The following is a 15,236-nucleotide window of genomic DNA, read 5'->3' as shown; positions in this document are numbered from 1 at the left end:
ATTATAAAAATGAATTTAAAAAATAAGAACCTAAAAAAATATTTTGATATTCTTTTATTAATTTCTGCTATAAAGTACATATATTTAAAATTTTTTATGTTTAATTTTATTATTTATTCATTATTTTATATGTTTTCATTTATAGTAAAAGTATATTTTATTGATATTATAATAATAATATTTTTTTTAAGGAAAATATGCAATTTAAAAATAAGAAGTAATTATTATATTTATTTGTTTATTATTTTGTGTATAATTATTAGAATAAAAGTAATTTTTTAGGAGATATGCAATGGGAAAAATAAAAAATAGTATAGAAAATATTAAAAATATCGTTTCCAATACAGAAAAGAAGTGATCACCATTTTTTTAAATCAAAAGGAATAGGTACTTATGATCTTGTAGTTGAAACTTCTGCATTGAAAAAATGGGAAGAAAATAAATTGGTAGCACCATTTTTAAATTTTATTGTATATACTTCAGAAGAAAAAGTTTATAGTAAAACAAGATACCTTAGACCATAAAAATCAAAATAAAAAAAACAAGGAGAATAAAATATGAAACCATTTACAAAATATGAAGGAACAATTGTTCCAATAATGAATAATAACATAGATACAGATCAATTAATTCCAAAACAATACTTGAAAAGTATTGAAAAAACAGGATTTGGAAAACATGTTTTCGATGAGTGGAGATATAACGAAGACGGATCTGACAATATGGATTTTAATTTGAATAAGCCAGAATACAAAAATGGAACAATTTTGATTACTGGAGAAAATTTTGGTTGTGGATCGAGTAGAGAACACGCTGCTTGGGCATTGCAAGACTATGGAATCCATGTAATCGTGGCGGGAGGATATTCGGGAATTTTTTACATGAATTGGTTAAATAACGGACATTTGCCAATAACATTGCCAGAAGCAGATAGAATCGAATTATCAAAATTGCCTGGAGATGCGAAAGTTACAGTTGATTTGGAAAACAATAAATTGATTGCGAATGGGAAAGAATATGTTTTTGAGTTGGAAGAAAGCTGGAAACAGAGATTGCTTAAGGGGTTGGATTCGATTGGATTGACATTGCAGCATGAAGATGAGATTAGAAAATATGAAGAAAGTCATAGATAGTCGATAAAGATTGTGAGAATCTTAAATTTAATGGAGAAATAGAAGAATTTTTTATGGATTAAAGAATAAAATGTGTTTGGGAACTGTAAAATAATAGAAAAATTTGAAAAAAGAAAATGTAATTTTTGTAAAAGTTGTTAAATTCAATATTTTGAGTTTTCAGGCACATTTTTAAAAAAAATTGATTTTTGAATAAAAAATATAAAATCTAACAAGAAGGAGAATTTAAATTTGAAAAATAAAATTTTAAAAGAGATAAATGTTAATGAAATAATGGAGGAAATTAAAAAAAATCCAGAAGAAAATAGCGAATTCAAAGTTTTGTGGAATGGTGAGGAAATTGAAGTATACTTGGATTATTATGATTTTGAAAAAGAAGTTGATGAAGTTCGAGAAAAATTGGAGAATTTGAAAATATTGGTTGAAAATGCGAAAGAATGGGACAAGAAAATAAAAGATGCAGCGGGAGAAGATTTATTTGAAATAATAGAAGATGATAATTGGCCTAGGTCAGATTTTGAAGAAGAAGATATACCAAATTTAATTAATGATATAGAAAAATATATTGGGAAAGAAGAAGCTGATAATTTGAGAAATGGAAATTTTACAAGAGAAGCATTTAAAAATTTACTTTATGTAAGTTCAATTACGATGGATAATAATGGCTGTTTTAATGTTGGATTATTTGATATAGATTATATAATGTTTGGAGGTCATATTTTATTTATTGATGGAAATATAAATGGAGAATTTTATGGTGGAGATATGGCAGGATAAATTTTTAATAAAAATATTGATTTTTACGCTATTTTAGTAATACAATTACATTGTATAGCAAAAGTATTACAAAAAATTTAGGGAATGTCATATTCAACCTGATTGGCTCTTAATTTATAAAATTGAAAAAAATATCTTGGTTTTGACATTGTCGAGAACTGGGACACATTCGGATTTGTTTTGAGTTGGAGGAATTTGATGAAAAAAATTATTTTATTTTGTCAGTTATTACTTTTGATAAATTTATTTTCTCAAGATGGAAATATCAAAAAATTTAACGGTTTAAAAAGAAACATCTTTGGATATTCAATGGCAGATTTTGATTTTCAAGGATATTATAAAAAAATTAAAGAATTTGAAGAAAAAATTGAAAATGGCGATGTAAAAGCAATGAACAATTTAGCAAATTTTTATGCTAAAAATGACCAAATTGAACAAGCTGAAATGTATTATAAAATGGCAATTCGAAATGGTTCTAAAAAAGCTGAAAAAAATTTGAAGATTTTGGAAAAATTTCCACTTATGAGTGATCCGATGGTTATGGACGATTTGGCTTGGGATATTCCAATGGAAGATGCTAAAGGTGAGATAAAAATTGCAATTAGAGGATTTAAAGAAAATGGTAAAGATTTAAATGAGTATGAACGAAATAGAATGAAAGGCATTGTTAGAAAAATTTGGAATAAACTTTATGAAAGTGCAGATTTAGAATTTATCGGATATAATGATAATACAGAAAATAAAAAATTATCATTGGAAAGAGCTAAAAGACTTGCAGAGTTATTTCGTGAAAGTGGACTGAAAGATGAAATGCGAATTGTAAAAGTTTTTGGAAAAGGGTCAGAAAATCCGGTGGATAGTAATGATACAATAGAAGAAAGATATAATAATAGAAGAGTAGAAATTATTGTAAAAAATATAGTTGAAAAAAATTTTGATTTAAGCTTGCTTAATGAACTAAAAAATCAATTGGATGATGAGTAATTTTTATAAAATATAAATACAGTTGAAATAAAGAAAGGCAGGTAATAAATGTTAAAAAAATTTATATTTTTGATAATGATGTTAGCAGTGCAATTAGTTTTTGCAGATATAAATGATATTAAAGAATTAGGAAAAGCAATGGATGATTTGTCATTTGAGAAATCGGCAGTAAGCGGTTCTAAAACAGCATATAAAGTAGGAATAGCAAAATATACTTTTAATAGACCGTATAAAAGTGGCGAAAAACAATTAGAAGTGCATTATTTGAATGGAAAAAGAGAAGGTGAAGCGAAATTTTATTATCAAAATGGAAATTTGCTCGCAAAAGGTAATTATAAAGATGATAAAAAAGATGGGGTTTGGGAGTTTTTTAATAATGATGGTGGAAAAATTGTAGAAGTAAATTATAAAAATGGGCTTTTTGACGGAGTTGTAACAGAATATTTTGAAAACGGACAAGCAGATACGGTTTCAAATTATATTCAAGGAAGAAAAGAAGGTGAAGAAAAACAGTATTATATGTCTGGAAAATTACAGTCAGTTGGAACTTATGTAAATAATAAAACAGAAGGGAAATTTGTGATTTATTATCCTAGTGGGAAAATTTATATGACAAGTAATTTTTTGAACGATAAACATAATGGAGAAATTAATTATTTTTATGAAAATGGAAAACCTCTTTTGAAAGGAACTCTTAAAAATTCAGAGGCTGATGGAATTTGGGAATTTTATGACGAGAAAGGAAATTTAAAGTACAAAGGGGAATATAAAGAAATTAAACCGAAGTTTATTTCAGAATTTGAAAAAAATAGACAGAAAATTTTGAAAAAAAATTAAAAAAAAATATAAAAAAGTTTAAATGAATAAGAAAGGAAGTAAAAAAAATGAACTACAAAATTGCATTATTAAAAGGGGACGGAATTGGTCCAGAAATCGTTGATGAAGCGGTAAAAGTTTTGAATAAAATTGGAGAAAAATTTGGGCATAAATTTGAGTATACGCAAGGATATTTGGGAGGAGAATCTATTGATAAATATGGGATTCCTTATTCTGAAGAAACTGCGAAAATTTGTAAAGAAAGTGATTCGATTTTGTTGGGATCTGTTGGAGGGCCTAAATGGGATAATGTTGAGCCTGATAAAAGACCTGAAAAAGGGCTTCTTGCGATAAGAAAAGACTTGGGAGTTTACACAAATTTAAGACCAGCGGTTTTGTTTAAACAATTAAAAAGTGCTAGTCCATTGAAGGATGAAATAATTGGAGAAGGGCTAGATGTAATGATAGTTAGAGAGCTTACAGGAGGAATTTATTTTGGACCTAGAGAATATTCTGATGAAAAAGCTGTCGACACATTGCCATATACAAAAGGGGAAATTGAAAGAATTGCAAAAAAAGCATTTGAAATTGCAAAATTAAGAGGGAAAAAAATTACAAGTGTGGATAAACACAATGTTTTAGATACTTCAAAATTGTGGAGAAAAACAGTAAATGAACTTGCAAAAGATTATCCAGAAGTGGAAGTTTCCCACATGTATGTGGATAACGCTGCAATGCAATTAATTGCAAATCCAAGACAATTTGATGTAATTTTGACAGACAATATGTTTGGAGATATTTTATCAGATGAAGCTTCAATGCTTACAGGTTCTTTAGGAATGTTGCCATCAGCAAGTTTAGGAGACGGAAAAGTTGGACTTTATGAGCCAAGCCACGGTTCAGCACCAGACATCGCTGGACAAAACATTGCAAACCCAATCGCAACAATCTTATCAGCAGCAATGATGTTAAGATACGCATTTAACTTGACAAAAGAAGCAGATGCAGTTGAAAAAGCAATCGAAGAAGTGCTAGAAGATGGATTCAGAACAGCTGATATTTATACTGATGGAATGAAAAAAGTTGGAACGGCTGAAATGGGAACTGAAATTGCTAATAGAATATAATTTACTTTTTTAAATTTTAGAATTATACTCAAATTTATTTTAAATTAAACAGCCAAAAATTATATGAATTTAGGAATTGACTAAAATAGTCATAGTTTTTGAGTTCAGTTTTAAAGCAGTTTTACTATAGAATTGTTGATAATAATATAAATTTTGAATTTAATATTAGTAAAGTAAAACAAAGAGTCTTGATTTTTTGTGTAATTAAAAGATTTCGATTACTAAATAAGAGTTATTAAGGAAAAGTAAAAAAAGGAGGGGTTAGCATGAAAAAAAGTATGCCAATCGGAATTTCAGATTTTAAAAAAATCATCAAAGAAAATTATTATTATTTTGATAAAACAAATTTAATTGAAAAAATTTTAACAGATAATTCAGAAGTCAAATTATTCACTCGTCCAAGAAGATTTGGGAAAACATTAAATATGTCAATGTTAAAATATTTTTTTGATATTAAAGAAAAAGATGAAAACCGAGAATTATTCAAAAATTTGAAAATTTCTAAAAGTAAATTTTTTGAAAAGCAAGGATCAGCTCCTGTTATCTCGATTTCTTTTAGAAATTATTCTGAAAAGAATTGGGAAAATGGGTTTAAAACGATAAAAACAACGATTGCTGATATTTATGCTGAATTTAAATTTTTAATGGATAAGTTAGATAAAAGAGAGTTAAAGAAATTTGAGAATATTTGGTTGGAAACAGATGAAGGAGATTGGAAAAATTCCTTACTAATGTTGACTAAGTATTTGTATGAATATTACGGACAGAAGGTAATAGTTTTAATAGATGAATATGATCATCCAATAATTGATTCTTATGTTAAAGGTTATTATGATGATGCAATAGATTTTTTTAAAAGTTTTTATGGTACGGTTTTGAAGGATAATAATTACTTGGAAATGGGAATCATGACAGGAATTTTACGTGTTGCAAAAGAAAATATTTTTTCAGGATTGAATAATTTAGAAGTTCATACGATTTTGGATAATGAATTTACAGAATATTTTGGAATTACAGAAAAGGAAGTTAATCAAGCTGTAAAAGATTTTGGTTTGGAATATGAGTTAGAAGATGTTCAAAAATGGTACAATGGATATTTATTTGGCGATAGAAAAGTCTATAATCCATGGTCTATTGTAAATTTCTTAAAGCGAAAAAAATTAAAGCCATATTGGGTAAATACTAGTGGGAATGAACTTATAAAATTATATTTGAGAAAATTGAAAAATGAAATTTTTGATGATTTTTCACAACTTTTAAATAAAAAGAGTATTTCCAAAAGAATAAATGATAATATGATTTTTGAAAATTTAGAAGCAAATTTTAGTAAAAATATATGGAATTTATTTTTTCATAGCGGATATTTAACTTTAGCTGAAGAGTACGACGAAAATAGAAATGATGTAAGTTTAAAAATTCCAAACGAAGAAATTTTGAGAATGTTTTCTGAAATGTTTATTGATTTGTATTTTGAAAATTATGATATATTTTTAGAAGTGACAGAGGCATTAAAAAAAGGAGACGCTGAAAAATTTAAGAGAGAACTGAATAAAATTTTATTGGAAAATGTTGGAATATTTGATGTAGGTGGAATTTACAAGGAACAATTTTATCACGGATTTATGTTGGGATTAGTTATAATGCTAAAAAATGAATATGAAATTTCTTCCAATAATTTTGCTGGAAAAGGCAGATATGATTTACTTTTGAAGCCAAAAAATCTTGAAAAAAGAAAAGAAGGAATTATTTTAGAATTGAAAATTGTAAATTCTTCTCAAAAATTGAATGAAAATGAAATTCAAAAAGAGTTAGAAAAAGAATGTGATATTGCATTAAAACAAATTGAGGAAAAGAAATATTCTTCAGTACTAAAAAATGCTGGAATTGATAATATTTTGAAAATTGGATTGGCGTTTTTTGGAAAAGAAGTAGAAGTTAAATTTGAAAAGGAAAAATAATTTTTATAAATAATAGAAAAAAGAAAGGATGGTTTTTTATGGAAGAAATTTTACATTACGAAAACATAACTTTCAGACGAGAAGGAAGAGAAATTTTAAAAGGTGTCGACTGGCACATAAATAAAGGAGAAAACTGGGCTTTATTAGGATTAAATGGTTCTGGAAAATCCACTCTTTTGGGAATGATTCCAGCTTACACTTTTCCAACTTCAGGAGAAGTGCGAGTTTTTGGTCATAAATTTGGAAATTATGCTTGGACAAAAATTCGAGATAGAGTTGGTTTTGTGAGTTCTACTTTGAATAATTTTTTGAGTACATTAAATTCGCAAAAATTAAAAGATATTGTAATTTCTGGGAAATTTAATTCGATTGGAATTTATCAAGAAGTGACGGATGAAGATAGGAAAAAAGCTGAAAAAATAATTGAAGATTTTGGGATAACTTACATTAAGGATAAATATTTTGCAACATTGTCACAAGGTGAGCAAAGACGGACATTACTTGCACGGGCATTTATGAATGAGCCAGATTTATTGATTTTAGACGAACCTTGTTCAGGATTGGATGTAAAATCTCGAGAATATTTATTGTCTGTCTTGGAAAAAAATTCTAAAAATGAAAATGCGATTCCATTTATTTATGTGACACATCAAATCGAGGAAGTGATTCCAGCGATAACTCATGTGACACTTTTAAAGGATGGTAAAGTTTTTGCAAAAGGTAGAAAAAAAGACATTTTGACAGATGAAGTTTTATCGGAAATGTTTGAGATGCCAGTAAAAGTTGTTTGGGAAAATGATAGACCTTGGTTGATTGTGAAGTAAATTCAGTAATCACTTAGAAGGAGTTGATTTATTTTAGATGGATAAAAGCAGAAAATTTATGGCAGTAATTTTAGCATTACTCGCAGCTATTTTTTATGCAATAAATACACCATTTTCTAAAATACTTTTGAATAAGATTTCGCCCACATTTATGGCATCTTTTCTATATCTAGGAGCAGGAATTGGTGTAGGTATTATGTACTTATTTCATAGAAAAGATGAGGAAAAGCATGAAAAATTAACTAAGTCAGATCTTCCATATACTATTGGAATGATTGTTCTTGATATTGCGGCACCTATATTCCTAATGATTGGTATAAATATTGGTTCAGCTTCAAATGCTTCATTGCTTGGTAATTTTGAAATTGTAGCAACAACCCTTATTGCTCTTTTAGTATTTAAGGAAAAAGTAACATCAAAGTTATGGATTGCTATTGGTTTTATTACAATATCAAGTATAGTTCTTTCATTTGAAGGAGCTGAAAGTTTCAAATTTTCTTTAGGTTCATTATTTGTAATATTAGCAACTTGCTGTTGGGGACTTGAAAATAATTGTACTAGAAAACTTTCAGATAAAAGTACTTATGAAATTGTTACTTTAAAAGGATTTTTTTCTGGTGGTGGTTCGTTTATAGTTGCTCTTATTTTAGGAGAAAGTATTCCTGAAATTAGATATATATCAATTGCTTTGTTACTTGGATTTGTAGCATATGGACTCAGTATTTTTATGTATATCAGAGCACAAAGGGATTTAGGTGCTGCAAAAACTAGTGCATATTATGCTGTAGCTCCATTTGTAGGTACTTTCTTAGCATTTATAGTAAATGGAGAAAAACTTACTTTGCTGTACTTTGTTGGACTTATTTTTATGTTAATTGGAAGTGCATTTGTTGTGTATGATACAGTGGTTAAATATCATAGTCATAGCCATTCACACATAATAGTTCATACACATGATGGGACAACACATACGCATGTTATTACTCATGAGCATGGTCATAGTCATTTTATATCAGAAGAAAGACACGAGCATAATCATGAAGACTACATGAATAGTGAAGAACATAAATTGTTACATAAAAAGGATAAAAAAATTAAAAATATATAAAATATATTAATACCTAAAAAAAATATTTGCAAATATTTTTAAAAAGTGTATAATATATACATACAAAATTTAGGAGGATTATAAAAATGGCAGGAAACATTTTAGGAACAACAGTTTATTATGACGCTGATTGCGATTTAAGTAAATTGGAAGGTAAAAAAATTACAGTTTTAGGGTATGGATCTCAAGGACATGCTCATTCATTAAACTTAAAAGAAGGTGGATTTGATGTAACTGTTGGACTTAGAAAAGGTTCTAAATCTTGGGATGCAGCTACAGAAGCTGGATTTACAGTTAAGGAAACTGCAGATGCTGTAAAAGGTGCAGATATAGTTATGATCTTAATTCCAGATGAATTACAAGCAGAAGTTTATGCAAAAGACATCGCACCAAACTTAAAAGAAGGAGCATATATTGCATTTGGACATGGATTTAACATTCACTTCAAAAAAATAGTTCCAAGAGAAGATATAAGTGTATTCATGGTTGCACCTAAAGGACCTGGACACTTAGTAAGAAGAACTTTCCAAGAAGGAAGTGGAGTACCTTGTTTAGTAGCAGTAGAAAAAGATCCAGCAGGAGATGCTATGGAAGTAGCTAAAGCTTGGGCATCAGCAATTGGTGGAGGAAGATCAGGAATTCTAGAAACTACATTCAAACAAGAAACTGAAACTGACTTATTTGGAGAACAAGTAGTATTATGTGGTGGAGTTGTAGAACTTATGAAAGTTGGATTTGAAGTATTGACAGAAGCTGGATATGACCCAGTAAATGCTTACTTTGAATGTATTCACGAAATGAAACTTATCGTAGACTTAATTTACGAAGGTGGACTTGCAACAATGAGAAATTCAATTTCAAATACAGCTGAATACGGAGACTACTTAACTGGACCAAAAATTATTACGCCTGAAACTAAAGAAGCTATGAGAGGTGTTTTAAAAGATATTCAATCAGGAAAATTTGCTGATGACTTCTTAGCTGACTACAAAGCAGGACAACCATTCTTAAAAGAAAAAAGAAAAGAATTTGCTAATCACGGCGTAGAAAAAGTTGGAGCAGAATTAAGAAAACTTATGCCTTGGATTAAAAAATAATTGTTTAATGCAATTAATTTGAAAGATAATAAATAATAAAGCACTCTAAAATTAGGGTGTTTTATTTTTTATTATTTTATACTCAGACTTATTTAAAATTAAACTACTAAAGATCATATAAATTCAGGGCTTGAGTGAAATAGTCATAATTTTTGAGTTCAGTTTTAAAGCAGTTCTACTATATATTGCTTGCTAACAAGGGTTATAAAGAAATTCATAACTATTTTTCTATTTAAATAGAAATAATAAAAAAATAAGCCCCAAAACATTTAGGGCTTAATAAGATTTTTATTTAACTAGCATTACAGTAGGAACACTAGGAACTCTGAAACCTTCCTTATGTCCTGGTGTAGAATTTCCTAACCAGTCATAAATGAATTTAATTTGATCATCATAATGTCTTATACATTTATGTGATTCTGGATAAGTTCCAATTTTTTTGGCTGTTGCAGCCTTTCTTTGTTCTCTTGTGTTTTTAGGTTCAAATAATGACGGGATACTGTGCATATAACCTCCGCCACTAAATCTTACTGCGTTTTTTGCATCTCCAACAACAGTTTTATTGTCTGAACCTGTGTATTGCATTACTGGTTTAGAATAGGCAATTAAGAATGTCCCATAAGGAGTGGCAAATGAGCTTCCACTATCTTTTCCAGTAGTTACAAATGAAGAAGTTACGACATTCCAGTTATCTCCAGTTTTTTCAATAACCATTTCATTTTGGCTGGCTCTGTCAACATAGATAAATCTAGTTATTTCCCCTGTAATTCCAGCATCTTTCAAATACTTGCCTGTAGAAGGCTTTAAATAATAAATACCGTTATCATAGGCATCTATTTTAACTTTTATATATTTGTCATTTTGTTCATCAACAACCATAATGGTTCTATCTGGAATATTTATATAATCTTTAAAAGTTTTATCTAAATATCCAAATTCGCTTTGGTTAGCACGATTTCCAAATTTATCTCGCTTTCCATTTTCACCGCCGCCAAGAGGAGTATAGTCATCCAAAACATATAATTTTTTATTTGCTGAAAGTGCTTCATTTATGAATTTATTTGTTTTTTCAACTTTATTCATCATGTCATTCCAGTCAAATTCCCTTTTTTCAGCAGCAGATTTTGGAATGTATCCAAGCTGATTGTCAAAAAATACTTCATACCATTCATCTGACTTGCTTCCCACAATACCTGTAGTTTTATATTTTTGGGAATATGATGCAGATTTTATTGTTTTAGAGCTTGAATTTGGCTCTTTTTTTATGCTTGTTGCAGTTTTTATAAAAACAAATTCATCCATATCCTTTGGAGAATGTTTGTCATATTGAAAATTAAAAGTAAGATTTTTAGGTCTTTGTGCTGAAAATTCCTTTATGTAGGAATGAGATCCTTTTGAAGGATTTGTATTTTTAGGTGTTTCTGTTTTTGCATTTCCCTTTATATCATCTTCTTTTTTATTTTTGTCAATTATAGAATCTTGAGCCTTTTCCATATTTGTTGTTTTTTGAGGTTCAGTATTATTTTTTATATTTTTTTCATTTTTTGAAGTATCATTTTGTACAGCAGTTTTTTTATTTTCTTCATTAACTTTAGTTTCTGCTGGTTTTTTGTTATTTGGTGCTTGAGTCTGAGCCTGTGTATTTGGTTTCGCAGAAATTCCTGATTTTTTAGGATACTCTGATATAAATCCTTTTATAAAAGTATCAAATTTTGCTTCAAATTCAGATTTGCTTATTACTTTTTCTACACTTTTTCCTTTTACAAACTTAGCCTTTTCGCCAAATATATACGGTGTAAACTTTAAACGGACATTATTTCCTTCTACTGCATAGTCTACATCAATCTTATCTTTAATTCCGTCTCCATCTAAATCAGGTTCTAAAGAAATTTGCTTCCATTCTGCTTTTTTAGGTTCTGCTTTTTTGGGTTCTATCTTTTTCGTTTCAACTTTCTTTATTTCCTTTGCCTTTGGTGCTGAAAAAGCATTAATTGACATTACAGAAAGTATTACTAATGCCGCTATTAAAAATTTCATTTTTGTTAAATTTATTTTTTTTGTCATAAATCTGTTCCTCCTTTTTATTTTAAAACTTATTTTATAAAACTACTGCTATTACAGGTTCTTCAGGTATTGTATTATCCCTGTCCTTAATTTTACTGTCTGCATTTATCCATTTGACAATAAATTCAATCTGATCATCAAAGTGTCTTACACATTTATGAGAATCCTTGTATGTTCCAATTTTTTGAGCAGTTCCCGTGCTTAATGTAGATCCTTTAAAATTAAGTCCCACAGGAATTCCGTGCATATAACCTCCACCACTGAATCTTACAGCATATTTTGCACTTCCTCCAATAGTTAAATCAGATCTTCCAGGAAGAGTTTTGTCTCCTTCTCTTGCATGTCTTGTAAATGTCATGTATGGTCTTGTGAATGCTATTAAAAATGCTCCGTGCGGTGTTTCATAAGAACCGCTTCCATCTCTTCCAGTTGTTACATAAGAATACGTCACAACTTCATATTTTTGTGTTTCAGGAATTCTTTGGAAAAGTACTTCAGTTTGGCTGCTTGGATCAACTGCAACAAACTTATTAACTTCTTCTTTTATATTTTCCACCTTTTGATAAGTTCCTCCTGTTTTTTCAATAAAATAAGGTCCTCCGTAAAATGGTGTCTCAATTTTTAACATATTGTTTTCTTCACCAATTATTCTAAAAATTGTCTGATCAGGAATATTAATTATTTCCCCTTCCTTTTTAGAATTTGTATATCCAACAATGCTTTGATTATTTTTATTTCCAAATTTATCCTTTTTACTTGGCTTGTCACGTGATAAAGGTGCATATTCTGTAACAATATATAATTGCTGGTTAGCTTTTATTGCTTTAACGATAAAATCATTTACAATTTCTATTTTACTAATCATTTTATCCCAATAAAATCCTCTTTTAGAAACGTTATCATCTCCGCCTGCAATAAATCCTTTAACAGTAGTTGGATTTTCTGGAATAACTTTACCATTTTTATCCTTTTTAACTTTTTTGCTCACATTAGTAGTAAGTCTTTTTGTAAATTCAGTATAGTACCATTTTTTCTGTGCATTTGGAGCATCTGACACCATATCAAACAGTATTTCAGGTTTTTCGCTAAATCCCAAGTTAGCTATTGCACTTCCGTTTGGAGCATCTAGCATACTCGATGATTTTTTTATAAATAAAAAGTTATTTGTGTTTTCAGGAGAATGGTTATTAAATTTTATTTTATCAAAAACAATGTCATTTGTTTTGTTATCTCCATAAATTGTAATATATCTAGTTTCATTTGGCTGAATATTTTTAGAATATTCAGGATAATATTCCTTCACTTTATCAAGCATTTTCTGCATAGCCTGAAGATCCATTATATCAAATTTTTTATCAAAAGTTATCTGATATGTCAAAATATCCTTTCCACCTTGATTTGTATAAATTGAAACAACGGCTCCAATTAAATTGTCAACCATATTATAAGTCACAACAACTTTTTCATCAGTTCCATCATTGTTAAAATCATAATCAAATACATCTTTTTCATACCCTTTTACTGCAATATTTTCAGAATATTCCTTAGGCAAGTTTAATGGCTCTGCATTTACATTAAATCCTACGACTGTATTAATTAAAGCTAACATTCCAATTTCTATTTTTTTTCTTTTTATCTTTTCTTTTCCAGAATTAATAATTTTATTTATTTTTTTTCTCACAATTTCCCCTCCAATACTTATTTTCTTCAAAAAATTTAAATTTATTATCAAAAAAGCTACTCACTTTTTTCATTTTTTATATTTCCATCCCTTTCCAAAATTTTTATTAGATAAAGTGTAAAAAAACTCGCACTTTTAAAGTCCTAAAATTTTGTTATGAGCAATTCACTTTTCCCGTATATTATACCATAATTCTCATAAAAAAGTAATATATAAAATTAATTTAACTTCATAATAAAACCATTTTTAAAATAAATACAAAAATTATAAATATTTTGTATCATTTTCCATTATAATAATGGAATATTATAAATTTTACTTTAACAAGGCAGCTTGATCCCTTGCCAGAAAATAAATAAAATATGCTTTCTATTTTTTTAATAGGATATAATATTCCTGGTATTATTTAATACTTTATTCAAATTTTGTCTAAAATAAGCTGGTAAAATTTACTTGCAAAATCTAGGATATTTTTCCTTAACAGCATTATAAATTCTCTCTAAAACTTCCCCAATATATCTCGTAGGCACCGCCAAATTAATTCTCTCAAATCCAGAACCAGCTTTTCCAAAAATGTATCCTTCATTAAAAAACGCATTTGCCTTTTTTGTCACAAATGCCTTTAACTCTTCATCTTTCAATCCTAAATCCCTAAAATCAAGCCATTGTAAATAAGTTCCTTCAATTAATGGAGCTTTAAATCCAATAAACTTTTCTTCAAAAAATTGTTTTACCAACTTTTGATTTTTATCCACTAATTTCAAAAACTGATTAAACCATTCTTCTGCTTCATTATACGCCAACTCACAAGCCTTAAATCCAAGTGCCGCAAACACATGTGAACCATCTTTCGTCATTTGAGCTTCAAACTGTTTTCTCAATTTCTTATTTTTAATAATAATATTCGACACTCCAATTCCAGCTAAATTAAAACTTTTAGTAGGTGCAGTACAAGTAACTGTTATCTCTGCCAATTCATCCGATAAAGTCTGCAAAACAGTATGCTTAAATCCAGGCATCAAAATATCACAATGAATCTCATCAGAAATAATTATCAAATTATTCTCCAATGCAATCTTTCCTATCTTTTCAAGCTCTTCCCTTTTCCAAACCCTTCCAACTGGATTATGTGGACTACACAAAATCAACATTTTATTATTTTCATTTTTTGCAAACTCTTCAAACTTCTCAAAATCAATTTCATAATATCCGTCAGTTTCAATTAATCCACAATCGACAATTTTTCTATTAGAAGATTTAATCGCATTATAAAAAGGATAATACACTGGCGTAAAAATAATTACACCCTCACCTTCTTGTAAATAAGCCTTCACTCCTGTATAAAGTGCCGCAACTACACCACTCGTACAAACAATCCAATCTTTTTCCACTTCAAAATTATGTCTTCTCTTCATCCAAGAAATAACCGCTTCATAATATTTGTCAGTCGCTCCAGTATAACCTAAAATCGCCTCATCAATATATTTTTTCAATCCTTCTCTTATCTCAGGAGCAATCTTTAACTCCATATCCGCCACAGAAAACGGAACAATATCATCTGATAAATTAGGCACTTCTCTGTACATTGCTTCCCATTTAAATGAACCTTGCCCTTTTCTGCTTAAAAGTGTTTCAAAATCGTAATTTTCTGACATTTTTTCACCTTC

Annotated in this window: 12 protein-coding genes and 1 pseudogene; 10 read left to right on the top strand and 3 right to left on the bottom strand. The window is 28.6% G+C overall.

Features of this window, described 5'->3' with window-relative positions:
• Positions 1 to 557 precede the first annotated feature (557 nt).
• The 10 genes and pseudogenes from leuD to ilvC all read left to right on the top strand — a co-directional run bounded on the left by leuD (position 558) and on the right by ilvC (position 9,824).
• Positions 558 to 1,133 (top strand): 3-isopropylmalate dehydratase small subunit, encoded by a 576-nt coding sequence (leuD, locus tag HW276_RS08675; protein WP_178938165.1) that lies wholly within the window; start codon positions 558 to 560, stop codon positions 1,131 to 1,133.
• Positions 1,134 to 1,364: 231 nt separating this feature from the next.
• Positions 1,365 to 1,910 carry a DUF2262 domain-containing protein gene (locus HW276_RS08670; protein WP_178938164.1) on the top strand — a complete coding sequence of 182 codons (546 nt, stop codon included), beginning with the start codon at positions 1,365 to 1,367 and terminating at the stop codon, positions 1,908 to 1,910.
• A gap of 79 nt (positions 1,911 to 1,989) precedes the next feature.
• Positions 1,990 to 2,094 (top strand): annotated as a pseudogene (locus HW276_RS08665) (type II toxin-antitoxin system mRNA interferase toxin, RelE/StbE family); the annotation flags it as partial.
• A 14-nt stretch (positions 2,095 to 2,108) separates the two neighbouring features.
• Positions 2,109 to 2,894, top strand: coding sequence for an OmpA family protein (locus HW276_RS08660; protein WP_178938163.1), 786 nt, complete (start codon positions 2,109 to 2,111; stop codon positions 2,892 to 2,894).
• A gap of 48 nt (positions 2,895 to 2,942) precedes the next feature.
• Positions 2,943 to 3,731 carry a toxin-antitoxin system YwqK family antitoxin gene (locus HW276_RS08655; protein WP_147004171.1) on the top strand — a complete coding sequence of 263 codons (789 nt, stop codon included), beginning with the start codon at positions 2,943 to 2,945 and terminating at the stop codon, positions 3,729 to 3,731.
• 47 nt (positions 3,732 to 3,778) lie between these two features.
• The gene (leuB, locus tag HW276_RS08650; protein ID WP_178938162.1) at positions 3,779 to 4,837 is read left to right on the top strand and encodes a 3-isopropylmalate dehydrogenase; all 1,059 of its coding nucleotides are present in this window, start codon (positions 3,779 to 3,781) and stop codon (positions 4,835 to 4,837) included.
• A 266-nt stretch (positions 4,838 to 5,103) separates the two neighbouring features.
• Positions 5,104 to 6,795: an AAA family ATPase gene (locus tag HW276_RS08645; RefSeq protein ID WP_178938161.1), complete on the top strand. Its 1,692-nt coding sequence runs from the start codon at positions 5,104 to 5,106 to the stop codon at positions 6,793 to 6,795.
• Between the two features lie 38 nt (positions 6,796 to 6,833).
• Entirely contained in the window at positions 6,834 to 7,619 is a 786-nt protein-coding gene (locus HW276_RS08640) for an ABC transporter ATP-binding protein (protein ID WP_178938160.1), read from the top strand.
• A 37-nt stretch (positions 7,620 to 7,656) separates the two neighbouring features.
• Positions 7,657 to 8,727 (top strand): DMT family transporter, encoded by a 1,071-nt coding sequence (locus HW276_RS08635; RefSeq protein WP_178938159.1) that lies wholly within the window; start codon positions 7,657 to 7,659, stop codon positions 8,725 to 8,727.
• Positions 8,728 to 8,813: 86 nt separating this feature from the next.
• Positions 8,814 to 9,824: a ketol-acid reductoisomerase gene (gene ilvC, locus HW276_RS08630; protein WP_178938158.1), complete on the top strand. Its 1,011-nt coding sequence runs from the start codon at positions 8,814 to 8,816 to the stop codon at positions 9,822 to 9,824.
• A 288-nt stretch (positions 9,825 to 10,112) separates the two neighbouring features.
• On the opposite strand, the gene HW276_RS08625 is transcribed toward ilvC, so the two are convergent.
• The 3 genes from HW276_RS08625 to HW276_RS08615 form a co-directional block, all read right to left on the bottom strand.
• Positions 10,113 to 11,888 carry a L,D-transpeptidase family protein gene (locus HW276_RS08625; protein ID WP_178938157.1) on the bottom strand — a complete coding sequence of 592 codons (1,776 nt, stop codon included), beginning with the start codon at positions 11,886 to 11,888 and terminating at the stop codon, positions 10,113 to 10,115.
• A 34-nt stretch (positions 11,889 to 11,922) separates the two neighbouring features.
• On the bottom strand, positions 11,923 to 13,569 hold the full coding sequence (locus tag HW276_RS08620; protein WP_178938156.1) for a L,D-transpeptidase: 1,647 nt from the start codon (positions 13,567 to 13,569) through the stop codon (positions 11,923 to 11,925).
• A 449-nt stretch (positions 13,570 to 14,018) separates the two neighbouring features.
• Positions 14,019 to 15,224, bottom strand: coding sequence for a MalY/PatB family protein (locus HW276_RS08615; RefSeq protein ID WP_178938155.1), 1,206 nt, complete (start codon positions 15,222 to 15,224; stop codon positions 14,019 to 14,021).
• Between the last annotated feature and the right edge of the window lie 12 nt (positions 15,225 to 15,236).

This window comes from Leptotrichia sp. oral taxon 417 (assembly GCF_013394865.1).
GTDB classification, from domain to species: domain Bacteria; phylum Fusobacteriota; class Fusobacteriia; order Fusobacteriales; family Leptotrichiaceae; genus Leptotrichia; species Leptotrichia wadei_A.
Note: the sequence above shows the minus strand (reverse complement) of the source record. Positions and strands in the feature narration are given on the sequence as shown.

Bases quoted from the DNA above. Each gene is read 5' to 3' on its own strand.
- leuD (WP_178938165.1), top strand. From the start codon at position 558: ATGAAACCATTTACAAAATATGAAGGAACAATTGTTCCAATAATGAAT.
- HW276_RS08660 (WP_178938163.1), top strand. From the start codon at position 2,109: ATGAAAAAAATTATTTTATTTTGTCAGTTATTACTTTTGATAAATTTA.
- HW276_RS08655 (WP_147004171.1), top strand. From the start codon at position 2,943: ATGTTAAAAAAATTTATATTTTTGATAATGATGTTAGCAGTGCAATTA.
- leuB (WP_178938162.1), top strand. From the start codon at position 3,779: ATGAACTACAAAATTGCATTATTAAAAGGGGACGGAATTGGTCCAGAA.
- HW276_RS08645 (WP_178938161.1), top strand. From the start codon at position 5,104: ATGAAAAAAAGTATGCCAATCGGAATTTCAGATTTTAAAAAAATCATC.
- HW276_RS08640 (WP_178938160.1), top strand. From the start codon at position 6,834: ATGGAAGAAATTTTACATTACGAAAACATAACTTTCAGACGAGAAGGA.
- HW276_RS08635 (WP_178938159.1), top strand. From the start codon at position 7,657: ATGGATAAAAGCAGAAAATTTATGGCAGTAATTTTAGCATTACTCGCA.
- ilvC (WP_178938158.1), top strand. From the start codon at position 8,814: ATGGCAGGAAACATTTTAGGAACAACAGTTTATTATGACGCTGATTGC.
- HW276_RS08625 (WP_178938157.1), bottom strand. From the start codon at position 11,888: ATGACAAAAAAAATAAATTTAACAAAAATGAAATTTTTAATAGCGGCA.
- HW276_RS08615 (WP_178938155.1), bottom strand. From the start codon at position 15,224: ATGTCAGAAAATTACGATTTTGAAACACTTTTAAGCAGAAAAGGGCAA.